Here is a 22,570-nt window from a genome sequence, read left to right as displayed (position 1 = left end):
ATGCCCGATGGCAGCGGCCCGCCCGGCGCCTGAGCACGTCCGGCGACTTCCCCAACCCCGACATCAGGTGCGCCTTCCCACCGGTCCCCCGCCCGAAGGGCCTCCCCCACAGCCCCCGGATCCATGCAGAAACCGTAAACACCTGCCACCGGCCCCGAACGGAACCATCCGATCATTCACTCGTACTGCGTAAGGGAGGAGAGATCACCGGCCCTCCGCTTCGCGCAACCGACGTCTCGGCAGAGAATCCGGGACGCGTTCCCGCCACCGGTCTGGAGGAGTCCTCCACCAGCACCTACTGCGCCTCAGGGCTGCCGGATCCCGTCGGCTCCTACGGCCGGGACGTCACGGTCCACTACGTGGCCACCGATGCGGCCGGCTTCACCCTGCCCTGGCAGCCGAACACCTCTCCCGGAAAAACGGACATCGCCTTGAGCGCCCTGGCCCTTCTCATCGGAGTGACGGCCGTCGTCGTGGGAGTGGTCGCGCTGTGACAACCGACCGTGCAGGGACGGTCCGGTACGCCATCGCACGCGCGACGGCACCGGCGCCGCTGTGATCGCGGCCCACCGTCACATCACGGTGTGACGGTGGGCCGCGCCGACTTACGAGTGAGGTGCTGGCTCTCCACGCTGTTCGGCGCAGGCTCAGCGCCGTGTTGTCAGGCCGTATCCGTAGGGGAAGAGGGGGTTGTAGTTCTTGTCGCCGATGTTGATCGGCTCCTGGGCCTCGCTGCGGGGCCAACTGACGGGGAGTTTGCCGGTGAAGGGGCGTTTGCCGAAGAGGACGTCGGCGACTCCTGCACCTTCGCTGCCAGGGAGCCAGGACATCACGAAGGCGTCGGTCTTGGGCAGTTGGTCGGTGACGATCTGGGTGCGGCCGGCCACGTCGAGGACGACGCAGGTCTTGATGGCGGAGCAGACGCGGTCGATGTTCGCCTTGTCGGCCGCGGAGAGGTTCAGCGTGTTGCTGCCGACGCCTACGTCGCCGACGCCTTCGGCGTAGGGGGTGGTCTCACCGATGACGACGACGCCGACGTCGTAGCCGGCGGTGGAGGCGCTGGCATCCGCGCTGTAGGTGACGTTCTTCGCGTTCTTCTGGATGCCTTGGAGGATGGTGATGCCGGGGAAGGCGGTGTTGCCGGACTGTCCCTGCCAGGAGACGGTCCAGCCGCCGGCCTGGTTGCCGAGGTCGTTGGCGTTGGTGCCGGCGACGTAGAGGCGCTGCGAGGGCTTCAGCGGCAGCGCCTTGTTGTCGTTCTTCAGCAGTACCTGGGACTCGGCGACCGCGCGACGGGCCACGGCACGGTGGGCGGGCGAGCCGATGATGTCGATATTGGTGCGGTCGGTGTAGGGGTGCTCGAACAGGCCGAGTTCGAACTTGGCCTTCAGGATGCGGGAGACCGCGTCGTCGATCCGGGACATCTTGACGCGTCCGGCCTGCACCTCGGCAGTCAGGGTCTGGATGAACTGGGGGGCGCCGTACGGCTCCATGAACATGTCCATGCCCGCGTTGACGGAGGTGCGGACCTGGGTGGCGAAGTCGCCCGGGATCTCGCCGATGGCGTCCCAGTCGCTGATGAGGAACCCGTCGAAGCCGATCTTCTTCTTCAGGACGTCGGTGAGCAGTTCCTTGTTCGCGCTCATCTTGACCGGCTTGCTGCCGGGCACGTCGGTCCACTGGACCGAGGAGTACGAGGGCATGATGCTGCCGATGCCGTGAACCTGGACGGCGGTCACATAGGGGGCCAGGTCGATTTCCGCGAAGCGCTTGTGGCTGGTTTTCGTGACGCCGCGGTCGATGGTGTAGTCGTTGGTGGTCGACGTCCCGTAGGTGGTGTCGCCGTCGCCGGCGTAGTGCTTGACCGTGGCCAGTACATGGTCGGGCCGGGCGAGGTCCTTGGTGCTGCTGCCCTGCAGGCCCTCTACAGCCGTGGTCATCTGTGTGACGAGCCTGGGGTTCTCGCCAAAGCTCTCGTAGCTGCGGCCCCAGCGTTCGTCGCGGGTGACACAGACGCACGGCGCGAAAACCCACTGCGGGCCGGTGGGGCGGGTCTCGGTGGCAGTGATGTGCGCTGCCTCGCGGACCAGCGCCGGGTCTCGGGTGGCGCCCATGCCGATGTTGTGCGGGAAGATCGTGGCGCCGACCAGATTGTTGTCGCCGTGCACGGAGTCCACGCCGTACAGGATCGGGATGTGCAACCGACTGGCGAGCGCGTGCGACTGGTAGCCGTCGACCATGTCCGCCCACGCCTCAGGGGTGTTGGGTGCGGGGGCCGAGCCGCCGCCGGACAGCAGCGAGCCCAGAGCGAGGCTGGTGATCTGGGTCTGGTCGTTCTCGACCGACCCTCGCTCGGCCTGGGTCATCTGGCCGACCTTCTCCGCGAGGGTCATCCGGCCCAGCAGATCGGCGACCCGTTGCTTCACCGGCAGCCTGGGGTTGAGGTACGGCTCTGTCCCGCTGTAGCTGGTGGCTGCGGTGCCGGGTTCGGCCACGGCCGACGAGGCCGGGATCGCCGTGACGACCAGGGCGGCTGCGGCCAGTAGCAGGGCTGCTTTGCGCCGACCGGTGGCACGGGTTCGTTCCGGGGTGCCACCTACGGACTGATGTTGTCTCACGTCGATGCTCCTTGAACGTGGCCGCATCATGCGGTGCGGCCGGAGATGCGTGCTGGGCTGGTGTGGAGCGTGGCGCCCCGCTGCCTCTGCGGGCGGCACCGTCTGCGGACTTCGGCTTCTCGGGTCGGAGCTCCCTTGCCGTCCCCGCGCCGCAGTCCGTTTGCGGAGGCCGGGGAAGTGGTCGAGGTCTCGGCGCTGCCGGGGCCCTCCCGAGGCGGCGTCGACAACATATGAAGGCCGAATTGTTCATGCTCCGTCAAGACGGCAGACTGTGTTTATTCCTCTAACGAATGACTTCGACGCTCTCACGTGCAGTAACGCTCCTGCGGCGCTTCGAAGAGTTTCAGCCAGCCGGGTGGGAGCATTCGGCTACTGCCCGTCGGCCGCGTCCTGCACGCCGTATCCCTGAGTAACCCCAGATCGTCGAGCCAGCCAGCTGTGGAAACGCGGTTTGGGCGTTTGGTGAGCGGTGGGACGCGCCGCCGGAACCGGGTCCGCGGGTACGGAACCGCTGTGTGCATCAAGTGAAGGCAGCAAGCCCGCCACAGCGGTCGGCCGGTCAGCCGGGTCTGGCGGTGAGATCCGCCAGAAGCGCCGAGATGACGCGGTCGGTGATGGCTGCCATGTCGACGGAGTCCGGGGCGAGCAGCCACTGGACCTGGAGGCCGTCCATGACGGCGATGATCGCGCTGGCCGCCTCCTCGACGGCGAGGTCGGGGCGTGTCTCGCCGAGTTCGGCGGCCTCGGCCATCGCGTCGACCACCAGGGAGCGCAGGCCGGCGTAGCGGTCGCGGAAGTAGTCCTGGGCGGGGTGGTCCTCGGTGACGCTCTCCGCCGACAGCACGGCGTACAGGCGGACGATGCCCTCGCGTTCGGTGTTGTGGCGGACGGTGTCGACCAGATGGCGCAGGAAGGCGAGGCCACGGGGGCGGTCGGTGCCGAGGTCTTCGATGTCGGTGTCGTCGCGCAGCGCCAGGACGCTGGTGAGCAGCTGCGCCTTGGAGCGGAAGTAGTGCAGGACGCCGGCCTGGGTGACGCCGACGCGATCGGCGATCTCCTGGAGGGAGGCGTTGTTGTAGCCGCGGACCGCGAAGGTATCCATGGCGATCCGCAGGATCTCCTGCTGTCGATGCTGGGCTTTCGCGCTCTTCGGGGTACGAGGTTGCCGCCCTCCGCTCCGCGTGCTCTCGATCACCGTGCGCAGTCCACGGAGCTCTCGATCAGTGGTCACGGTCCGATCAAACCCGGGAAAGAATGCGCGCACAAGGACTTACTAAGTACTTAGTAAGCGTGCTTCCACGCTCCCGTTCCGCCCGTTTCGTGCTGCCGAGGCGGCCTGGAAGGACGAGCATGAACTCTGTTCCCCTGCCCGACGACGCCGAGTTGCGCCGCCGCGTCCGAGCCCTCGGCCTGGAGGTCCAAGGTGCGACTGCTGACAGGCGCCGACGTGCGGACGCTGCCACCGGTTCCGGGTCTGCCGGACGTGCCGTTCACCTTCGACACCCTGCCGACCGTCGCCCCGTACGCGCTCGCCATGGCGCTGGTCGGCCTGATGGAGTCGCTGATGACCGCCAAGCTGGTCGACGACATCACCGACACACGCTCCTCCAAGACGCGCGAGTCCATCGGTCAGGGCATCGCCAACATCGTCACGCCGCCGGCTCCCGCTGACACCCCGTCATCACCGCACGGCCAGGTCACGCCGCTCCGAGCGTTTCGAGGGCGCCGGTCACGGTCCTCGTCAGCTCCCGGGCGTCGGCGCCCGCACGCGAGCGCAGATTCACGCCGTAGGCAAGCAGAGCCAGCAGGTCCGCCGCAGCCCCGGGGTCGGTGCCCGGTTTGAGCTGAGCCTTGGCCTCGGCGGCGACGAGTGCCGTAAGCAGCGCCTCCCGTAGCTCCTCGTGGTGCCGGTCGAGGGCGGCCCGGACGTCGGAGTCGCTGTTCTCACCGCCGGCGTGGGCGTTGGAGACCATGCAGCCCCAGCGGGCGTACGCGCCGGAGCAACGGGCCTCGATCAGTGAGGCGAAGAAGTCGTGGACGGCGGGCAGGCCGCGGCCGTCCCCGGCCAGGCGACTGAACGCCGGCCGGGAGCGTTGTTCGACGTAGCGACGCAGTGCGGCGCGGTACAGCTCCTGCTTGCCGCCGAAGGTGGCGTACAGGCTGGAGCGGTTCAGGCCGGTCGCCGTCACGACGTCCTGGATCCCGGTCGCGGCCACACCTTGGCGCCAGAACAGGTTCATCACCGTGTCCAGAGCAGTGTCGGGATCGAAGTGTTTGACGTCCGGCATGCCTCAGTCCTCGGCAACTTGAAATGAGGGTTCCAAGATATCGCGTCGCCCGCTATCTTGAAACGGTCGTTCCGAGATAGCGGAGCGAAAGACGAGACAACCGGCGCTCCAGGAGGAACCCTTCCGATGAACCTCAACGCCGAGCTGCACGCCTTCTACACAGCCCGCCAGCAGCAGATCCCCGCTGGCATACGACAGATCATGCAGCGCGCCGGCCAGGAACTCGCCGACTCCGGTCAGACCGACCGCGCACTCGCCGTCGGCGGGCAGGCCCCCGACTTTCGCCTGCCGTCAGCGACCGGCGAGAAGGTCCGCCTGGCCGGTCTGCTCGCGGCCGGCCCCGTCGTCCTGACCTTCTACCGTGGCGCCTGGTGCCCGTACTGCAACATCGCCCTGCGCGCACTCCAGCAGCACCACGGCGAGATCACCGCACGCGGCGCCCGCCTTGTTGCCGTCTCCCCGCAAATCCCCGACGAGTCCCTCTCCCTGACCGAGAAGCACCAGCTCGACTTCAGCGTCCTCAGCGACGTCGGCTCCGACACCGCCAAGCAGTACGGCCTCGCCTTCGACCTCCCCGACGACCTCGCAGCCGTCTACGACAAGCTCGGCTTCGATCTCCAGCGCGTCAACGGCGGACACCCGCGCACCCTGCCGCTACCCGCCACCTACGTCATCGACCGCGAGGGTGTCATCCGCTGGGCCTTCGTCGATGCGGACTACACCAAGCGCGCCGAACCCGGCGACCTCCTCGCCGCCCTCGACGGCCTGGGGTGAGTGCCGGCGTGGTGAGAAGTGGCCGCACCGCTGTCAGACGCGGGCGAGTTCCGCGGCGCCGAACGAGACGTCGAAACGGTCGCACCAAATGCTCACGCTGTTGTAGCCCGACGGATCCACGCCCCTGGGCAGGGCGTAGTTCTGGCTTCCCTTGTTGCCTTTGAGCTTGCCCAGGCTGACGTACTTCCCGTCGTCGAAGACGTGCCAGCCGGCCTCCCCATCCTTCACGGGTGCGTCGGTCAGCCAGACACGCAGGTCCGGTCCGTTGCTGGTGTCGAGGTTCTCCAGCCGGACGACGTGGGAGCCGTCGGCCAGCCGTACGAGCTTCACCGTGCCCGATGTCGCATGCTCGTGGCTGATCAGCTCACCACTCGCCAGCGTCTGCGGACCGCTGGCCGAGGGCTGCTCGGAGGGCGCGTACGAGGGCGCCACAGCAGGAGGAGCAGAAGTCGCCACCACCCCGGGCAGGGCCTCCTCGACAGTCTCGTCCTGCCACAGCTTCCACGGCTGGAACCAGTACAGACCGAAGCCGACCCCGCCGACCGCCAACACCAGCACCGCGATGACCAACGGCCTGGTCAGTACCTTGCGCCCGCGCCCCATCCCTGCCTCGCCTCCTGAGAGTTGCTTGTCCGCCCATTCAACGGCGACGGGCGGCCGTCCCCTACCCCGCAGGTGATGACGGAATCCTTACGCCGCACTGGCGCGCGCCGGCAGGAGCAGTCGAGGTGCCGACGGAGTTCGCATCGCGGCGGTCGGCGTGTGGGTCGGGTTTGCCGAGGACGAGTCAGTACGCACCTACGGGAATGCGCGCATTGTCCCGCTGCGACGCCCCGGCGCCCGGTGCTTTCCACTGACATCCAACGCCGTCGTGCGCGCGCCCTCCCACTCCGAGGACCAAAGGCACAGGAGGGGGCCCTCGCCGGAACAGCCGCCTTCCACGGTCATGATGAACCGACCGGCGTAGAACGCGAGCGCGGGTAACCACCCTGTGCATGCCTGATGGTCCTGCGCGAGCCACCAAGGAAGGCGAGTTCACCGACGAGCAGGGCGACAGTGAACCCGATGCCGGCCAGGGCGGCGAGAGTGAGCACGTCGGCCCAGGCCAGGTCCGGGTTGAGCCGGGCGCGGGTGCAGCGTGCCGCGAGGTAGGTGCCCGCGAAGATTCCCACTGTCTTGCCGAGCACCAGGCCGACGACCACGCCGAGCGGCTCCGGGCTGGAGAACACCTCCCCCGCGGGATCGCCTACCGCGACACCACGTCCACCGCGATGGACGTCGACGCGGTCATCACCCGCCAGGCAACCGCCTCGTGCCCCCGTGCGGTCAACGGAAGTTCTTACGAGAAGCTGACGCAGGACCGAAACATCTTCAATCCCACCCGCCCCACAGGCAACTCTGGCTCTGCACGTCACCGACCGGCGGTGACGGCGAGGTACGAGGAGTCAGGCGTGAGCAGGCATACCAGGCGCAGGTCGAAGTCGCAGGTCCGGATGACCATCGCCGGGGCCGGCATCCTCGCGTCGGCGGCGGTCGCGACCACGGTGGCCATCGCCTCGGCGGGGGAAGTCCCCCGCGCACACGAAGGCGCGACGACGAAGAGTGCCAAGGCGGGAGCCGACCACGCTGTCTTCGTACAGGGCAACGAGCTCGCGGGAAACACCATCCACGTCTTCAAGCGCGGCGAGGACGGAAAGCTGACCGCCTCAGGCGCCTACGCGACCGGCGGCAAAGGCGGGGACCAGGTCGACGCACCCACCGACTCCCTCGCCTCCCAGGGCTCACTCGTCTACGACCGCGGCTCGCATCTGCTGCTGGCAGTCAACGCGGGCAGCGGCACCGTGACCTCGTTCCGGGTCGAGGGACAGAAACTGACGCACCGGCGGGTGGTGCGCTCGGGCGGGGACTTCCCCTCGTCCATCGCGGTGTCCGGCAACCTCGCCTACGTCATGAACGCCGGAGGCGCGGGCAGCGTCCAGGGCTTCAGGATCACGGCCAACGGACTCGAACCACTGGGCGGTTCATACCGCTCCCTGGGGCTGAAGAACGACAAGGTGCCGTTGTTCAGCAGCTCGCCCGGCCAGGTCGCGTTCACGCCGGGGGGCCGTGAGCTGGTCATCACCACGAAGTCCGCCAACACCATCGAGGTGTTCCCGATGCGGCGCGACGGACGTCCCGCACACCGGGCGACGGTCAACGACTCGGCCGGCGGCGTGCCGTTCGCGATCACCTTCGACAAGGCGGGCCGGATGCTGGTCGCCGAGGCCGAGAAGTCGACGGTCAGTACGTACAAGGTGTTCGCCGACGGCCGCCTCAAGGTCGTCCAGAAGCCCCTGGCCAACGGTCAGAACACGCTGTGCTGGCTGGAGCGCGCCGGTGACTTCTTCTACGGCGGCAACACCGGCAACTCGACCGTCACCGGCTACCGCACCGACCGGCACGGCAGGCTCGCGCTCACCAACGAGGTCGGCATCGCCACCCCGCCGTCAGCCATGTCCCAGGGCGTCATCGACCTGGCGGTGACGCAGGACGAGAAGTTCCTGTACGTACAGAACGGGACCTCCGGTACCGTCGACGGCTTCCGCATCGGCAGGAACGGCTCCCTCACCAAGGTCACCACGGCCACCGGACTGCCCCCCTTCGCCGAGTCCGGCATGGAGGGCATAGCCGCGGTGTAAAGAAGCTGCCACCGCGGCCCGGCGCCCTGGAGACTCCTCTCCGGGGCGCCGAACGCGTTCCGACGCAGCAAGGACCACATGGCTCGTGCAGGTTCTCTGTACCGGTCTCACCGCAGATGCGGCGAGGCCGGTGTCGCGTCGGAGGGGAGTCACCCCGGCGGGCGCTTTCCCGGGTTGCGTGGCACCACGCAAGATCTTACGAAGCCCTTACGCAGCCGTCTCAAGTGACGTAACGCGCCTACGCTCACAGCGTGTTGACCATCCGAAACGTCACCCTCGCTACTGTCGCGCCCCTTGTGCTGGCTGCGGCGGGCGCCGCACACCCGCATGGCCTGTCCAGGGCGACAGCCACGGACTGGACACAGTTGCACATCGCGCTACTGCCTGTCTTTCCGCTGCTTACGCTCGGCCTCCTCATCCCTCTGTGGCACCGCCCCCGGCGAGACCTCGCGGGCTTCGCCACGGCGGTGGCCTGGACCAGTGCGTTCACCTACGCGGCCTTCTACACCGGTCTCGACGCGGTGGCCGGTATCGCGGCGGGAACCGCGGTCGAGCACGCTGCCGGGACAGCGAACATAGGGCCGGTCAAGTACCCGCTCTACGACGCGGGTGAGTCGCTCGGGCAGGTCGGCGCCTACGCCCTCATCGTCGCTGTCGTGGCCACAGCCGTCGCGCTCTTCCCGAAACACGGCGCGAGAGTCATTCCCGGCACGGTGGTTCTCCTGGTGACCGGCTGGTCCTTCATAGACAGCCACATCTTCTGGCCCCGCGGCGTATGGACAATGCTCGGCTTCGCACTGGGCTTCGCTCTGCTCGCCGTAGGGACCAGAGGGAGCGAATCCGTTCCGCGCCGCGCCTGAGTGGGACGGGATTCCTCCCTACCCTGTCGCCCTCTTCCTGTTGAGCTGTCCGGCTGGTCTGGTCAGGTGCGGTCGCTACCGCCCTCGCCCGCATTCGCGTCAGGGGCGGCGAAGGCTGCTTTCACCGGACGGCCGCGCCCCCTCCCAGCCGACCTCATGACGAAGCCCCACCGAAGTGCTCCGGTGGGGCTTCGTCATGAGAGCCCGGCATCGAGGATGCGCGCCGCCTTGGTGATACTCCCTGGCATCAGATGCCGGTACGTGCGATACGTCTCCTCGATGGACTTGTGGCCCATGCACTCCGCCACGTCCGTGATCCGTATCCCGTTTCCGAGCGCGTTCGACGCAAAGTAGTGCCGGAGCCGTACATCCCCACACCGTTCTCCGCGGGAAGTGTCTCGAAGAGCTTCTGCACGCGCCGGAGTTCCATCGGCTCGGTGTAGTAGCCGCTCGGGCCGCGCAGGAGATAGCCCCCGTCGGCTACGCCCTCGCCCGCAACGCGCACACGGACATGCGCGCGTTGCGGGCCACGGGCACGGGGCGCCTGAGTGGACAGGGCGCCGGGTGCCGGTGAAGCGGCCGGACCGCGGGACTGATCGACTCAGCCGCCGCTCTTACGCCTGAACGACCGCTGGCTCGCAGCCGGGCCGTGCGCCGCACGCACCTTCGACGCATCCGGGTTGGCGGCAACATCGGCGGCGTCCGCCTGCGCACCGCGCTTGCGCGCCAGGGCTTCGCGGAACTTGCGCTTGAGGTCGTAGTTGCCGTCGCTGTCCGGCGCCAGAGGGGACGTCTTGGGGGCAGCCGGCTCCGAACCTTCCGTAGTTACGGGCTCTGCGGTCATGGTGACCTCCTGGGTTCGGGGGTGGGCCAGCACAGCTTGTCATGCCGAGCGCAGTGGGGGGCGCCGACAACATCATCCTGCTCCGTTTCGGCGGGTATGCCTCTCGGGGCCGAGGGTGTTCGTTCGGTAGGTGAGGCGCACAGGACGGTTTCGGGCCGGGCCGAGGGGTGTCGATCCCGTGGCCAGGAGATTCGCTGCCGGGGCAACGGCTCTCAGCCGTTGCGACGCACGAGGGCGGCCTTGCGGGCCTCGGCGAGCTTGCGGGCCTCGCCGGCCTTTCGGGACTTGCCGCCGGCGCCGCGGGAGGTGTCCTTGCTGGTGCCGAGGCCGCGGAAGGGAGCGTTGATGTTCTTCGGCCGGGGGACGGCGGGCCCGCCGTCGAGCGGGGTACCGGAGGGAGCCTTGGCGCCGGTGATCCGGCTCAGCTCCGCCTCACCCGAGCGCACCTTGGTGACGGTTGCCTCGATGCCGGCCGCGGCCATCATTCGGCTCGCCTCGCGGCGCTGGCCCGACAGCACGAGCGTGACCACGCTGCCGGACTCACCGGCGCGGGCGGTGCGGCCCGCCCGGTGCACATAGTCCTTGGGGTCGGTGGGCGGGTCGACGTTGACCACAAGATCGAGGTCGTCGACGTGCAGGCCACGGGCCGCGACGTTGGTCGCCACCAGAACGGTGATCTGGCCGTTCTTGAACTGCGCCAGGGTCCGTGCGCGCTGCGGCTGGGACTTGCCGCTGTGCAGGGCCCCGGCGTGCACCCCGCTGGCCCGCAGATGCCGGGTGAGCTGGTCGACGGCGTGCTTGGTGTCGAGGAACAGCAGTACGCGCCCGTCGCGGGCGGCGATCTCCGTGGTGACGGCGTAGCGGTCAGGACCGTGAACGACCAGGACATGGTGCTCCATCGTCGTGACCGTGCCCGCGGACGGGTCGACCGCGTGGACGACGGGGTCGTGGAGGTAGCGGCGGACCAGCTGATCGACGTCGCGATCCAGCGTGGCCGAGAACAGCATCCGCTGACCGTCGGGGTGCACCTGGTCGAGGACGTCGACAACCTGCGGCAGGAATCCCAAGTCGCACATCTGATCGGCCTCGTCCAGCACGGTGATCCTCACGCGTCCCAGGCGGCAGGCATTGCGCTCGATCAGGTCGTGCAGGCGCCCGGGGGTGGCGACGACCACCTCGGCTCCCTGGCGCAGCTCGGCGACCTGCCGGCCGATCGACATGCCGCCGACGACCGTGGCCACCCGCAGCCGCAGTGCCTCGGCGTACGGCGCCAGCGCCTGGGTGACCTGTTGGGCCAGCTCCCGGGTGGGCACCAGGATCAGAGCGAGGGGCTGCTTCGCTTCGGCGCGCCGCCCGGCCGTACGGGTCAGCAGCGGCAGACCGAAGGCGAGCGTCTTGCCCGATCCGGTGCGCCCGCGCCCCAGGACGTCGCGCCCCTCAAGGGCATCGGGCAGTGTGGCGGCCTGGATCGGAAAGGGTTCGCGCACCCCGAGTCCGCTCAGTGTCCGCAGCACCTCCACCGGCAGTTCCAGACCGGCGAAGGAGACGGCCGGGGGCAGCGCCGGGGTCGTGGCCTCAGGCTGGGCGGGACCGCCGTCAGCGATGACGGAGTCGTCGGGATGCTTCATGAACAACCTTCCGCAGGGAACGTACCGAGGAAGGCCCGGCAGGATTGAACAGCCCGCGCACAAGCGGAACCGAACACGCAGAACCGCCCACCGCGACGACCACGCAAACGCATGACACTAACACAAGGCACAACACCGCGCCGTGATACCGATCGCCCCTCCGCGTCGATCACCCGACGCAGCCCGACAGCCCTTCCGGCATACCTGGTCCGGGGCCCCGACTCACCGAGATCCGCCGATGCATCACCGGGGTGCCCCCACACACACACGAGGGTCACCCTCGACGCCGACGGCGACCTCACCGCGCTGGCCCCCGGCCTCCAGCTCGCCGTCCACCGCATCGTCCAGGAAGCCTTCACCAACAGCCTCAAACACGCCGCGGCCGTGATCTTCGCCTACGACACCGGCCTCGTCAGACCTGCCTGAACATGACCGGAGGACTCCGCAGCGGGCTCGAGCGCCGCTCCCTGGACTTCAGGATCAGGAACGTGGCGGCGCCTCCGCCGCCACAGCAGCGCGCCCCCGATCACCGTCAGGGCGAACAGGGCGAAGGCGGGACCGCCCAGCGTGAGGACGCCCTGGAGCGAGGTCGCGGCGGCGTATCCGACACCTGATTCCGCCGTGGCCCACGCACAGGCGGCGACGACGCTGTAGGGAGCGATGCGCCGGTAGGGCAGGCGGGTGACGCCCGCGGAGTGCGGGGCGAGGGTGCGCACCACCGGCAGGAAGCGGGCCAGGAAGACCGCTCGGCCGCCGTGGTGCGTCATCAGCGTCTCGGCCCGGTGCCAGGCGGCACCAGGGATGCGACGGCCCATGCGGCCGCCGCGCAGCCGGGCGCCCAGGTACACGCCGGTGCGGTGGGCGAGGAAGTCACCCGCCACCACGGCTCCGGCCGCGGCGGCGATGACGAGCGGCAAGCTGAGGTGGCCGGTACGCGCCAGCGCGCCGGCGGTCAGCAGCAGGGTGAGCGTCGGGATGAAAGCGCCGACGAGAAGGATCGACTCGGCCAGGACCGCAGCGGCCACCACCGCGTACGCCGCGGCCGGCGGGAGGTGGCCGAGGAGGTCGGAGAGCGCGTTCACCGCCTCGCCTCGTCGAACTGCGGCTCGGGCTGGTCCACGGAGACGAGGGGGCGCCGCAGGTGCCAGACGTAGGCGGGGGGAAGGTTGGCCCATACCGTCCAGCGGCCCGTGGCGTAGGTGCGCTGGTAGGTGGCCATGATGTCGTCGACGGCGGCGTGGCGGCGGGCCTCGGCTCGCGATGCCGTCACGGCGCGGGCCTTGCGGGTGCCGCGGTAGGCGAAGTAGGTCAGCGTGCCGCCGGGGTGGAGGAGTTCCATGTAGCGGGCCATGACGCGCTCGACCTGCGCGGGCGCGAAGTTGGTCAGGGGCAGCCCGGAGACGATGACGTCGTAGCGCTGGTCGGTGTCGAGCTGCTCGACGTAGGTCTGATGCACGTTCACCTGCGCAGACGTGGCTGTCAGGTGCGGGTGCGTGGCGACGAGACGGCGAAGTCGCGCGGCGAAACGCGGGTTGGCCTCGACGATGTCCAGGCGGCTGCCCCGGGACAGCTGCGGTATCAGGGCCCGGGTGACCGGGCCGGTGCCGGCACCGACTTCCAGGACCGCCAGCGGGTGGGGCGCCTGAGCCCGTACGGGGTCGGTGAGCACGCGGGCCAGGGCCTTGCCGCTGGGGGCTATGGCGCCGGTGGTGCGCAGATCACGGGCCGCTTCGATCAGGAACATCCAGCCTTCGGCATTGCGCTGCGTAAGGACACGGTCGTGGGAGGTGGTCCGGTCGTTCATGGAATCGACGCTAGAAAGCCGTGCCCGGCATGGGATCCGTCGTTCGGCGACGGCGTCCCCCTACGAAAGTAGGGGGTGAACATCGCCGACCGGCGGACGGAACGGCGCACCGGTCTGCCTAGCATGGGCCAGGTGAGCAGCAGAGAAGGCCGCAGATGGGCGGCCTACGGGCGTGGCGCACTCGTGGGGTTGTGCGTACTGGCCGCCGCGCTGAACGACATGTCGTTCGAAGGGCGCCACCTGGCCCCCGTCATCACCGCGGCGCTGGTGTGCGGAGTGGCCCTGCTCGTGCCCCGGCTGCGATGGCCGGTCGCGCCGCTGCTGGTCACCGTGGCCACGGCGTGGTGGGGATGGCCGTTGCTGCCGCTGCTGGCAGTCGCCCTGTTCGACCTGGCCGTGGATCGCCGGGCGCGGGTGGCGATGGGATGTGCCGTCGCCGCCCTGGGCGCCAACCTGCTCAGCTACCGGGCCACCTCCCTGTGGACGGCGCAGTCCTACGCGTCCACGCTGCTCCTACCGGTGCTGGCCGTGCTCGTCGGGCTGTGGCGAGGGGGCCGGCGCCGCCTGGTCCAGGCGCTGGCAGCCGACGTCGAGCACCTGCGCATCGAGTCGCAGCTGCGCGAGGAAGCGGCCCGCATCGCGGAACGGTCCCGTATCGCCGCCGAGATGCACGACGTCCTGGCCCACCGCCTGAGCCTGATCGCCCTGCACACCGGTGTCCTGGCCACCAACAACGACACACTGCCCGCACCGGTCGCCGAACGCCTCGGACTGGTGCGCACGACGTCCGTCGAAGCCCTCACCGATCTGCGCGACGTTCTCGGTGTGCTGCGCGACCCCGACGCCACGCCGACCAGCGCCACCCTCACGCCGATGATGAGGGAAGTAGGGGAACTGGCCGACGAGGCCCGCGCCGCCGGCCAGCACATCGAGCTGACCACCGACGGCCTTCCCGAACAGGCTCCCACCACCCACCGCCTGGCCGTGTACCGCATCGTCCAGGAAGCACTGACCAACGCCCGCAAGCACGCCGACGGCGCCGAGGTGACCGTACGCGTCGACTACCGGCCGCCCGCCACCCTCGTCGAGGTCACCAACCCTCCTGGCACTCCCCGCACGGACACCGTCGGCAGCGGGTACGGGCTCGTCGGCCTGCGCGAACGCGTCACCACCCTCGGCGGGCACCTGGACTCCGGACCGGCCGGCGCGGGCTCCTGGCGGCTGGCCGCCCGCATCCCTCACCCCGCCGCCCTCGAACAGAACGGCACCCGCACATGATCCGCGCCATGATCGTCGACGATGACGCCCTGGTCCGCCTCGGCCTGACCGACCTCCTCGAAGGCGACCAGGGCCTCGAGGTCGTGGCCCAGGCCGCCGACGGCTTCCAGGCCGTCGAGCAGGCCACCGCCCACCACATCGACGTCGCCCTCGTCGACGTACGCATGCCCCGCATGGACGGCATCGCCGCCACCAGCCGGCTGCGAGCCCTGCCCCACCCCCCGAAGGTGATCATCCTCACCACCTTCGACCTCGACGAATACGTCTACAACGCCCTCGCCGCCGGAGCCGACGGGTTCCTCCTCAAGGACACCGACCCAGCCGAAATACTGCGCGCCGTCCACCTGGTGGCCGCCGGATCGGCCATGCTCCACCCCACCGCGGCCCGCCGCCTCATCGACCGCTACCACGCGACCAACCAGCCCCAAGTCACCGCGGCTCAGGCCCGGCTGGACCGGCTCACCCCCCGCGAACGCGACGTGCTCACCCTGCTCGCCCAAGGCGACACGAACGCGAACATCGCCGCCCGCCTCGCCATGCGCGAGAGCACCGTCAAGGCCCACGTCAGCCGTGTCCTGACCGCGTTGGAAGTCACCAACCGCGTCCAGGCAGCCCTGCTGGCCCGCGACGCGGGACTCACAGCCTGACGAGCGGAGGCCGGGAACACGGAAGGCGAGGTCCGACACCTCGACGCGGTGTCGCGGCTGTCGGCATCCGCCGCCGTGTCTCGCCACCTTGCTGCTCCGCGGGCGGAGGCCTTGGTGGGCCAACGGTCAGGGCGCGCGGTGCTCAGGGCGTGTCACACCTCTTGTGGTGCCGGCCAGACGCCCGGCGAGATGAGCTCGGCGAGCGCTGCCAGGGGCAACCAAGACGTTACGGAGTGAGCAGGTGCCCCCCTCTGTCCGGCGTCCTCGCTGCGGGCAGGTCGCGTAGGCCGTCTCTACCTCGGCGAGGGCGTCCGTGGCACGGACAACAGCCTTCCGGGCCGGGTCGCGTACGAGAGGGGTCTGTCGGCCGCGGCAAGCAGCGGAGCGCTGTCAGTGGTGGGTGGCAGGATCGGGCGTATGACGGACACCACGGCATTCGACTGGCGGTCCTTCCTGCTCAGGTGGAGCGGGGAGTGGGCGGATTCCCTGCCGGACGACGAGACGCGGAGCGAGGACGACGAGGCTGCGCTGCGGGCGCGCTGGCTGGGGTTCCCGCCCGCGTCAGAGGAGCGGATCGCAGCCATGGAGGAGCGCCTCGGCCGACGGATGCCCCCGTCGTACCGGGAGTTCCTCCAGGTCAGCGACGGGTGGCGGCATGCGGGCGGGTTCGTGTGGCTGCTGGCGGGCACCGAAGACGCGCGCTGGCACGACAACGAGTCGGGACTCGCGGAGATGTACGAGGAGTACCTGGACGAGGACGCCGGGCCCGAGGAGCGGCGGGAGGTGGACATCTGGCGGCGCGGGCTGCAGCTCGACGTCGAGTCCGACATCACCCACGTCCTCATGGATCCCGAGGACGTGGACGAGGACGGTGAGTGGGCCGTGTACACGTGGGCGAGCTGGCGGGCCGCGCCGCCCGAGCGGCACGCGACCTTCCTTGAGTTCATGCGGGACATGTACCGGGAGTTCCACAGCCTGCGGGCGCACCGGAGCGACGGGGAGCCGGTGTTCGCCAACGACACGACGCGAAAGCTGGACGCCCTGGTGGAGGAGGCCCGGCTGGAGGCGCTGCGCGGCGGCTGGGAACGGGCCGGGAAGGCGCTGGACGAGGCCAAGGAGTACGGCAGACCGTGGGCCGCCGGGCTGGGCGACCAGATACGGCGCCTGCTGGGACAGACCTATCTGGTGTACTTCGACGGCCTGGTGACGGACCCGCAGTACGCGCCCGAGCTGCTGCCGCCGCTGGTAGCGGAGCAGGCGGCGCACTCGTACCGGGACGACTCCACTCTGACGTTCCATCTGCGGGGCGCCGACGACGACCTGGTGTCCCTGGCTTACGCGACGCTGGATCAGGTGCGGAACGGCACGTACCGCTACACGGCGGCCGGACCGTTCGGGGAAGCGGTCGAGCGGGCGCGGGAGCTGGCGCGGTGGGGAGACACCGACGAGGCGTGGCGGACTCTGATGCATGCTCTGCCCCTGTGGGAGCCGCTGGGCCCGGGCCACCTGGCGCCGCTGGGGTGGGTGGCCGACCCCGTGCTCGGGCCGCTGCTGACCCCGGAGCGGGGCCGCGAGCTGTTGTCCACTCCCAGGGGCGGGCAGGCGGGTGAGGCACCGAGGCCGACGGCCGGGATCGACCCGGGCGACCTGGCGTGGCTCGCGGAGCCGGACCCGGGCAACAACCGCACGTCCTACCGGTTCGTCCTGGTGGAAGGTGTGGAGCCGGAGGAGTTGCCAGGACGGCTCGCGGACGGGGACAGCACCGTGCTGAACGAACCCATGACCTTCTGGGATGCGCGCCGCGGGTCGCTGCGCCACCAGAGGGAGTTCTCGTCCTACGACGACAGGGCTCTCATGGCGGTCGGCCGGGCCGGCACCGGTTGGAGCTTCGCCTTCGACGGCGACCCTGCCCCGTTCGACCGGCGGCGGTTCGTCTCCCCGGCCGCGGCCGCCAGCGCGGGCACGCGCGCGGTGGTGGTGTGGAGCGGCCTGAGGGCATGGCACGGGGAACCGTTCTTCCACCTTTCGGTGGCGCGAGACGGTGCCGAGCAGTACGCGTTCACGTACGCGGACGGAGAGATCCGGCAGAGCGGGGAGACACCACCGGCGCTGGACCCAAGCCGCTTCTTCGGTGACCTGGAGGACAGGGCCGATGCGGAACGGTCGCTGCTGGAAGCGGTGACCGCAGAGTTCGGTGCGTCTCTGCCGCGCCACGCGATCATGAACGGGCGGCTGCACACGTTCGCTACCCGCTCCTGGACTCGGCCTCCCCAGAACGGCGAGACGTACGCGGTGATCCGCATCCACGGGGAAGCCGCGCACCCTGCGGACGGCGAGCGAACGGGAGACGACGGGGCGGGAAGCAGGTAACGACCGAGCCGGGGCACGTTCTGCCGCCGGGCCGGACGGTCCGCCGGGCGCACCTGAAAGTGATCAGGACGATCCTGGACTGCCGCAAGGATGACGTGCCCTGACCCAGTCATCTGCGCCCTACGTCACTGGTGGCGTCGGCCCGGGCTGATCCACTGCGCCGGCGCGGCCGCTGTTTCCGGCGGGGGGAAGCCGGCGATCCTCTCCGGTCGGTTCGGCGGTGGTGCCGAAGGCTTCCGTCAGTCCTTGCCGACGACGACCACCTCGTCCTCGGCCGTCCAGCGGCGCCGCTCGGCTTTGGGCGGGTTGATCCGCACGCCGTAGCCGGGACTCGTCGACGAGTCGTCGTGGCTTCGGTAACCGATGGCGCATTCGCCGCGATGACGTGCCGCGGCCACGACGGTGGCGAAGGACGTCTCCTGCCCTGGCAGCACGTAGTCGGTGGCCGGCCGCAGGCGAACCCCGGTGCCGTCGGCGGAGAACAGTTCCTCGAACACCGCCGCCAAGTGCCGGTTCTGGGAGATCTGTGCCATGAGCAGGCCGATGAGCTTGCCACTGATGATCACGTCGGCTCCGGGGCTGATGGGGGCCAGCGCCCGGTTGCGGTCGTCGATCAGTTCGGTGACGACCGGCAGTTCACGCCCGGTGGCTTCCTCCAGCTGACGCAGAAGCAGCAGGGTGACGAGCGTGCGGTTGTCGGGGTCGTCCGACGGCTGATCGGGGACGGGGTCCTGGCCGAGCACGATCACGCTGTCGTAGGAGTGCACGTCCAGACGTCGCAGCGTCTCGGGACGGGTGGCGTCCCCGTGGTGCAGTGTCAAGGTCAGATCGGTGCCGCTGTGTGCGTCGGCCTCGCTCACCTGACGGACTGTCGCCTCATCACCGTGCGCCACCACGTCGACGGCTGATCCGGGCCGGGCGCGGCGGCGCAACTGGTCGACAATGAGCGGCGCCCGGCGATTCCAGCCCAGCAGGAGAACCCGCTCCGGTCGCGCGGGCGTCGAAGGGCCCGATGCCATCGCCGCCTTCTCGACCAACTCCGCGCAGTCGGCCGGCCAGGCCGTGTCGTCGTCACGGGAGATGACGATGAGCCGGTCGTCCGCAGCGATGGGCTTCTGCGGTGGCGGGTTGAGCAGGGGGGTTTCTCCCCGCATGATCCCGACGACGCAGGACGTCGGGTAGGACAGCAGCGCGTCACCGAAAGGGCGGCCGGCCAGGGCAGGCTCGTCGATCAGGTAGAACTCGTCGCCGGCGAAGTCGAGGAGTTCCTGGTGGACGAGAGAGAGCCCGGGGCGGCGCGCGGCCTGGACGATCAGCCGGGCGGTGACGGTGTCGCTCTCCAGGACGACGCCGCCCGGCCCGGCGGCGAGACAGGCGGCCAGGCGGTAGCGGTCGTCCCGGACCGCGGCGACGACGGGCGGACGGGTTCCCTCCCCAGCCAGGGTCGCCCTGAGCGCCAGCAGCGTCTTGACCACCTCGGCGTCGGCGTCGGGCTCGTCGTGGGGCAGAACCAGCACGACACCGGCCGTGGCCGGGCTAGTCAGCGTGAGCACGGCCGGGTCGGTGGTGGGGCCGCTGCGGCAGATCAGCCGCGTACGACCGACGGAACCCACCTTCGTGCTCAGGGCTTCCTCCATGGCGGTCTTGTCCCGGTCGGCCAGCACGGCCACCGCCGCCCGCCGCTGGTTGGCGTTGGCGGCCACCAACTCGCTCACCACCGTGAAGACCTGCTCCGACCACCCCAGGACCACGGCGTGCCCTTGTTCGAGCACGGTGGAACGGCCCCGTCGCAAGTCGGTGAGCCGCTCCGTGAGTACCGTCGTGATCAGGCCGACGAGCGTCGAGACGTACAGCAGAGCGACCAGTGCGAGCAGCACCGACATCGTCACTCGCAGGGGCGTACCCGTCGCACCGCCCAGCCGCAGTGTCTCCCCGGTGAGGTGCCACACCTCCGCCAGCCGGTCCGCCAGGGGCGCCGGCGCGTCGGGGTCGGTCCACACCACCACCGCACTGGCCGGGACGACGACGGCCAGACACGACAGCGCCATCCAGCCGACGAGAGCGGAGGCACCGCGGGCCAGCGTGCTGTCGAACCAGTAACGGGCTCGGTCACCGAACGGAGTGCGCCGCTGCGCCACCCTTCCCCCTCCGTCACTGCGCACTCCGGTCAGGCCGGGTCGGCACCGCGTACGCGATGCGCCGCCCAGGCCCGCCGAGAGCACGGATGTGGATACGCGTGTGATCGAGCGTGGGGGGTCGATCGGGGCGGCAGACGGAGTTTCCTCGGCATTCATCCCTTCGGGTTTCCCGAGCCGTCCACCTCGGCGGACCGGGTGTGACGTCAGGGTTTGTCCCCGTCTTCGCTCCTTCGGGTCAACGCCGGGGCGAAGGGCGGGCGCCCGGTCAGGGCCGCCAGTACAAAGGCCGCCATGACTGAAGATCACGCGGTGGTGCGCTCAGACGGCGGTTTCTCCCGGAGGAGCTTCGCGGCGGTGGCCGGAACGGCCACGGTGGCGACGGCCCTGACCGGCGGTGTCGCCGCGGCCCTGCCCGCACCGGCCGCCCCGAGCGAGAGCCGTGGCACCGACTTCGACCGGTGTCTTGCCGTCGCTCGCGCACTTCTCGTACTGGACTCCGACGACCGCCCCCTCGTCCCGCGTTACCAGCGCGTTCTCCAGAAGGGACTGCCGGCTCAGCGACGGACACGCCCCAAGAACGTCCTGGTCATCGGCGCCGGTCCGGCCGGTCTTGTGGCTGCCTGGCTGCTGAGGAGGGCAGGGCACCGGGTGACGGTGCTGGAGGCCAACGGCAATCGCGCGGGCGGACGCATCAAGACCTTCCGGAGCGGCGGCCACGAACACGCCGCCCAGCCCTTCGCCGATCCCCGCCAGTACGCCGAAGCGGGCGCGATGCGCATCCCCGGCAGCCATCCCCTGGTGATGGAGCTGATCGACCAGTTCGGCCTGAAGAAGCGGCGCTTCCACTACGTCGACGTCGACAACGAGGGACGTCCCGCGGCCCACACCTGGATTCACGTCAACGGCATCCGCATGCGGCGCGCCGACTACGCCCGCGCGCCCCGGCGCATCAACCGGTCCTTCGGCGTGCCCAGAGCCCACTGGGACTCCCCCGCCGCCGCCATCCTGCGCTCCGCGCTGGACCCGGTGCGCGACGAGTTCAGCTACGTCAACGGCGACGGCAAGCGGGTCGACAAGCCACTCCGGGAGCGGCTGCGGGGCTGGGCCCGCGTGGTGCAGCGGTTCGGTGACTGGTCGATGTTCCGTTTCCTCACCGAGCACGCCGGCCTGGACGAGCGGACCATCGACCTGATCGGCACCCTGGAGAACCTCACCTCACGTCTCCCCCTGTCCTTTGTCCACAGTTTCATCGGCTCCTCCCTCATCAGCCCCGAGACCCCCTTCTACGAGCTGGAGGGCGGCACGGCCGTACTGCCGGACGCCCTCCTGGAACGCGTGCGCAAGGACGTGCGGTTCGACCGCCGTGTCACGCGCATCGAGTACCACCACCCCGACCGCCCTTCGCCGGACGCCGAGCACGTCCGGAGCAAGGGCCCGCACGTGTGGGTGGACACCGTGTCCGAGGGCCGCGACGGTCCCGTCGTACGCGAGCAGTTCACCGCGGACGTCGCCGTGGTCACGGTGCCGTTCTCCGGACTGCGCCACGTACAGATCGACCCGCCCATGTCGTACGGCAAGCGCCGCGCGGTCTGCGAACTGCACTACGACAGCGCGACCAAGGTGCTGCTGGAGTTCAGCCGCCGCTGGTGGGAGTTCGACGAGGCCGACTGGAGGCGCGAGCTGAACGCCGTCGGCCCGGGCCTGTACGACGCCTACCGCACCGGCCGCGCCGCCGCGGACGGCAGCCTGCTCGGCGCCCATCCCTCCGTGCCCGACGGGCACATCACAACCGGTCAGCGCACCCACTACGCCGCCAACCGCCCGGTCGCGCGCGACCAGCCGGAGGCGGTCGACGTCGTGGGTGGCGGCTCGGTGTCGGACAACGCCAATCGGTTCATGTTCCACCCCTCGCATCCGGTTCCGGGCAGCGCGGGAGGTGTGGTCCTGGCCTCCTACAGCTGGGCCGACGACGCGCTGCGTTGGGACTCCCTGGACGACGAGGCACGCTACCCCCACGCTCTGTGCGGCCTCCAGCAGGTCTACGGCCAGCGCATCGAGGTCTTCTACACCGGCGCGGGCCGCACGCAGAGCTGGCTGCGCGACCCCTACGCCTACGGGGAGGCGTCCGTGCTCCTGCCCGGGCAGCACACGGAGTTGCTGCCCGCCATCCCCGTGCGCGAAGGGACGTTGCACTTCGCCGGGGACCACACGTCCGTCAAGCCGGCCTGGATCGAGGGAGCCGTGGAGTCCGCCGTGCGTGCCGCCTTGGAGATCCACACCGCATGAGCCGCGCGGTCTGCTGAGCCACGACGCGGGCGCAGGCCCCGGCGCACCGGCGCCGGGGCCACCGGTTCTTGCGGGGCGTCTTGCCGTCCCCTTCCGGCGTAGCCGCCGTCGGCAGAAGCACGAACGCCTCCGATCCCCAGAGAGGATGCTGTTCGCCGCTCTCACCGCAATCGCCCTCGCCTCCGGGAAGCCTGATCAGCGGGAGCAGGCGGAGCGCCCCCTGGGCCTCACCTGGACGGCCTGAGCACCGGCCGGTACTGAGGCCGCGCCTGCGCCAGGCATCTAGGGTCTTGGGGTTGGGGTGGGGGGGGGGGGGGGGGGGGGGGGGCCTCCCTGCTGCTGTCCCCCAAAAAAAAA

Annotated in this window: 19 protein-coding genes and 2 pseudogenes; 10 read left to right on the top strand and 11 right to left on the bottom strand. The window is 70.0% G+C overall.

What is annotated here, in order from left to right:
• The first annotated feature begins 359 nt into the window (after positions 1 to 359).
• On the top strand, positions 360 to 494 hold the full coding sequence (locus AC067M_RS30270) for a hypothetical protein (RefSeq protein ID WP_478700209.1): 135 nt from the start codon (positions 360 to 362) through the stop codon (positions 492 to 494).
• 153 nt (positions 495 to 647) lie between these two features.
• On the opposite strand, the gene AC067M_RS30265 is transcribed toward AC067M_RS30270, so the two are convergent.
• Positions 648 to 2,618 (bottom strand): glycoside hydrolase family 3 protein, encoded by a 1,971-nt coding sequence (locus AC067M_RS30265; protein WP_478700208.1) that lies wholly within the window; start codon positions 2,616 to 2,618, stop codon positions 648 to 650.
• A 559-nt stretch (positions 2,619 to 3,177) separates the two neighbouring features.
• On the bottom strand, positions 3,178 to 3,726 hold the full coding sequence (locus AC067M_RS30260; protein WP_478700220.1) for a TetR family transcriptional regulator C-terminal domain-containing protein: 549 nt from the start codon (positions 3,724 to 3,726) through the stop codon (positions 3,178 to 3,180).
• 351 nt (positions 3,727 to 4,077) lie between these two features.
• Between AC067M_RS30260 and AC067M_RS30255 the strand changes: the two are divergent.
• A pseudogene (locus tag AC067M_RS30255) lies at positions 4,078 to 4,272 on the top strand (SulP family inorganic anion transporter); the annotation flags it as partial.
• 43 nt (positions 4,273 to 4,315) lie between these two features.
• Here the strand turns inward: AC067M_RS30255 and AC067M_RS30250 are convergent.
• A complete protein-coding gene (locus AC067M_RS30250) occupies positions 4,316 to 4,906 on the bottom strand; it encodes a TetR/AcrR family transcriptional regulator (protein ID WP_478700207.1) in 591 nt (196 codons plus the stop codon).
• A gap of 126 nt (positions 4,907 to 5,032) precedes the next feature.
• Between AC067M_RS30250 and AC067M_RS30245 the strand changes: the two genes are divergently transcribed.
• Entirely contained in the window at positions 5,033 to 5,680 is a 648-nt protein-coding gene (locus AC067M_RS30245; RefSeq protein ID WP_478700206.1) for a peroxiredoxin-like family protein, read from the top strand.
• 33 nt (positions 5,681 to 5,713) lie between these two features.
• Here the strand turns inward: AC067M_RS30245 and AC067M_RS30240 are convergent, their stop codons facing one another.
• Both AC067M_RS30240 and AC067M_RS30235 read right to left on the bottom strand, forming a co-directional pair.
• Positions 5,714 to 6,283: a DM13 domain-containing protein gene (locus AC067M_RS30240; RefSeq protein WP_478700205.1), complete on the bottom strand. Its 570-nt coding sequence runs from the start codon at positions 6,281 to 6,283 to the stop codon at positions 5,714 to 5,716.
• Positions 6,284 to 6,705: 422 nt separating this feature from the next.
• Positions 6,706 to 6,939 (bottom strand): annotated as a pseudogene (locus AC067M_RS30235) (Na+/H+ antiporter NhaA); the annotation flags it as partial.
• Between the two features lie 192 nt (positions 6,940 to 7,131).
• On the opposite strand from AC067M_RS30235, the gene AC067M_RS30230 reads away from it, so the two are divergent.
• Both AC067M_RS30230 and AC067M_RS30225 read left to right on the top strand, forming a co-directional pair.
• On the top strand, positions 7,132 to 8,358 hold the full coding sequence (locus AC067M_RS30230) for a lactonase family protein (protein ID WP_478700204.1): 1,227 nt from the start codon (positions 7,132 to 7,134) through the stop codon (positions 8,356 to 8,358).
• A gap of 251 nt (positions 8,359 to 8,609) precedes the next feature.
• On the top strand, positions 8,610 to 9,218 hold the full coding sequence (locus AC067M_RS30225) for a hypothetical protein (RefSeq protein ID WP_478700203.1): 609 nt from the start codon (positions 8,610 to 8,612) through the stop codon (positions 9,216 to 9,218).
• 194 nt (positions 9,219 to 9,412) lie between these two features.
• Here the strand turns inward: AC067M_RS30225 and AC067M_RS30220 are convergent, their stop codons facing one another.
• The 3 genes from AC067M_RS30220 to AC067M_RS30210 all read right to left on the bottom strand — a co-directional run bounded on the left by AC067M_RS30220 (position 9,413) and on the right by AC067M_RS30210 (position 11,690).
• Positions 9,413 to 9,535, bottom strand: a complete 123-nt coding sequence (locus tag AC067M_RS30220) for a hypothetical protein (RefSeq protein WP_478700219.1) — start codon at positions 9,533 to 9,535, stop codon at positions 9,413 to 9,415.
• 284 nt (positions 9,536 to 9,819) lie between these two features.
• Entirely contained in the window at positions 9,820 to 10,062 is a 243-nt protein-coding gene (locus AC067M_RS30215) for a DUF5302 domain-containing protein (RefSeq protein ID WP_478700202.1), read from the bottom strand.
• 212 nt (positions 10,063 to 10,274) lie between these two features.
• Positions 10,275 to 11,690, bottom strand: coding sequence for a DEAD/DEAH box helicase (locus AC067M_RS30210; RefSeq protein ID WP_478700201.1), 1,416 nt, complete (start codon positions 11,688 to 11,690; stop codon positions 10,275 to 10,277).
• A gap of 111 nt (positions 11,691 to 11,801) precedes the next feature.
• On the opposite strand from AC067M_RS30210, the gene AC067M_RS30205 reads away from it, so the two are divergent.
• Positions 11,802 to 12,116 carry a hypothetical protein gene (locus tag AC067M_RS30205; RefSeq protein WP_478700200.1) on the top strand — a complete coding sequence of 105 codons (315 nt, stop codon included), beginning with the start codon at positions 11,802 to 11,804 and terminating at the stop codon, positions 12,114 to 12,116.
• Here AC067M_RS30205 and AC067M_RS30200 read toward each other — a convergent pair.
• Both AC067M_RS30200 and AC067M_RS30195 read right to left on the bottom strand, forming a co-directional pair.
• A complete protein-coding gene (locus tag AC067M_RS30200; protein ID WP_478700199.1) occupies positions 12,086 to 12,772 on the bottom strand; it encodes a DedA family protein in 687 nt (228 codons plus the stop codon). The genes AC067M_RS30205 and AC067M_RS30200 overlap by 31 nt on opposite strands.
• Positions 12,769 to 13,494: a class I SAM-dependent methyltransferase gene (locus AC067M_RS30195; protein WP_478700198.1), complete on the bottom strand. Its 726-nt coding sequence runs from the start codon at positions 13,492 to 13,494 to the stop codon at positions 12,769 to 12,771. Before AC067M_RS30195 ends, AC067M_RS30200 begins: the two co-directional genes overlap by 4 nt.
• A 132-nt stretch (positions 13,495 to 13,626) precedes the next feature.
• On the opposite strand from AC067M_RS30195, the gene AC067M_RS30190 reads away from it, so the two are divergent.
• From AC067M_RS30190 to AC067M_RS30180, 3 genes are all read left to right on the top strand, one after another.
• A complete protein-coding gene (locus AC067M_RS30190; RefSeq protein ID WP_478700197.1) occupies positions 13,627 to 14,772 on the top strand; it encodes a sensor histidine kinase in 1,146 nt (381 codons plus the stop codon).
• Positions 14,769 to 15,419: a response regulator gene (locus AC067M_RS30185; protein ID WP_478700196.1), complete on the top strand. Its 651-nt coding sequence runs from the start codon at positions 14,769 to 14,771 to the stop codon at positions 15,417 to 15,419. Before AC067M_RS30190 ends, AC067M_RS30185 begins: the two co-directional genes overlap by 4 nt.
• Before the next feature lie 417 nt (positions 15,420 to 15,836).
• Entirely contained in the window at positions 15,837 to 17,789 is a 1,953-nt protein-coding gene (locus tag AC067M_RS30180) for an SMI1/KNR4 family protein (protein ID WP_478700195.1), read from the top strand.
• A gap of 239 nt (positions 17,790 to 18,028) precedes the next feature.
• Here the strand turns inward: AC067M_RS30180 and AC067M_RS30175 are convergent, their stop codons facing one another.
• Complete coding sequence (locus tag AC067M_RS30175) at positions 18,029 to 19,927, bottom strand: CASTOR/POLLUX-related putative ion channel (RefSeq protein WP_478700194.1); 1,899 nt, start codon at positions 19,925 to 19,927, stop codon at positions 18,029 to 18,031.
• Positions 19,928 to 20,218: 291 nt separating this feature from the next.
• Here AC067M_RS30175 and AC067M_RS30170 point away from each other — a divergent pair, with 291 nt between their 5' ends.
• A complete protein-coding gene (locus AC067M_RS30170; RefSeq protein ID WP_478700193.1) occupies positions 20,219 to 22,213 on the top strand; it encodes a flavin monoamine oxidase family protein in 1,995 nt (664 codons plus the stop codon).
• Positions 22,214 to 22,570 lie beyond the last annotated feature (357 nt).

This window comes from Streptomyces sp. NPDC043427, assembly GCF_056436655.1.
The sequence above is the reverse complement of the archived record's forward strand: the minus strand, read 5'-3'. Positions and strand labels throughout refer to the sequence as shown.

Excerpts from the sequence above, each read along its gene's own strand:
- AC067M_RS30250 (WP_478700207.1), bottom strand. The coding sequence starts at position 4,906 with ATGCCGGACGTCAAACACTTCGATCCCGACACTGCTCTGGACACGGTG.
- AC067M_RS30245 (WP_478700206.1), top strand. The coding sequence starts at position 5,033 with ATGAACCTCAACGCCGAGCTGCACGCCTTCTACACAGCCCGCCAGCAG.
- AC067M_RS30240 (WP_478700205.1), bottom strand. The coding sequence starts at position 6,283 with ATGGGGCGCGGGCGCAAGGTACTGACCAGGCCGTTGGTCATCGCGGTG.
- AC067M_RS30215 (WP_478700202.1), bottom strand. The coding sequence starts at position 10,062 with ATGACCGCAGAGCCCGTAACTACGGAAGGTTCGGAGCCGGCTGCCCCC.
- AC067M_RS30210 (WP_478700201.1), bottom strand. The coding sequence starts at position 11,690 with ATGAAGCATCCCGACGACTCCGTCATCGCTGACGGCGGTCCCGCCCAG.
- AC067M_RS30205 (WP_478700200.1), top strand. The coding sequence starts at position 11,802 with ATGACACTAACACAAGGCACAACACCGCGCCGTGATACCGATCGCCCC.
- AC067M_RS30195 (WP_478700198.1), bottom strand. The coding sequence starts at position 13,494 with ATGAACGACCGGACCACCTCCCACGACCGTGTCCTTACGCAGCGCAAT.
- AC067M_RS30185 (WP_478700196.1), top strand. The coding sequence starts at position 14,769 with ATGATCCGCGCCATGATCGTCGACGATGACGCCCTGGTCCGCCTCGGC.
- AC067M_RS30180 (WP_478700195.1), top strand. The coding sequence starts at position 15,837 with ATGACGGACACCACGGCATTCGACTGGCGGTCCTTCCTGCTCAGGTGG.
- AC067M_RS30170 (WP_478700193.1), top strand. The coding sequence starts at position 20,219 with ATGACTGAAGATCACGCGGTGGTGCGCTCAGACGGCGGTTTCTCCCGG.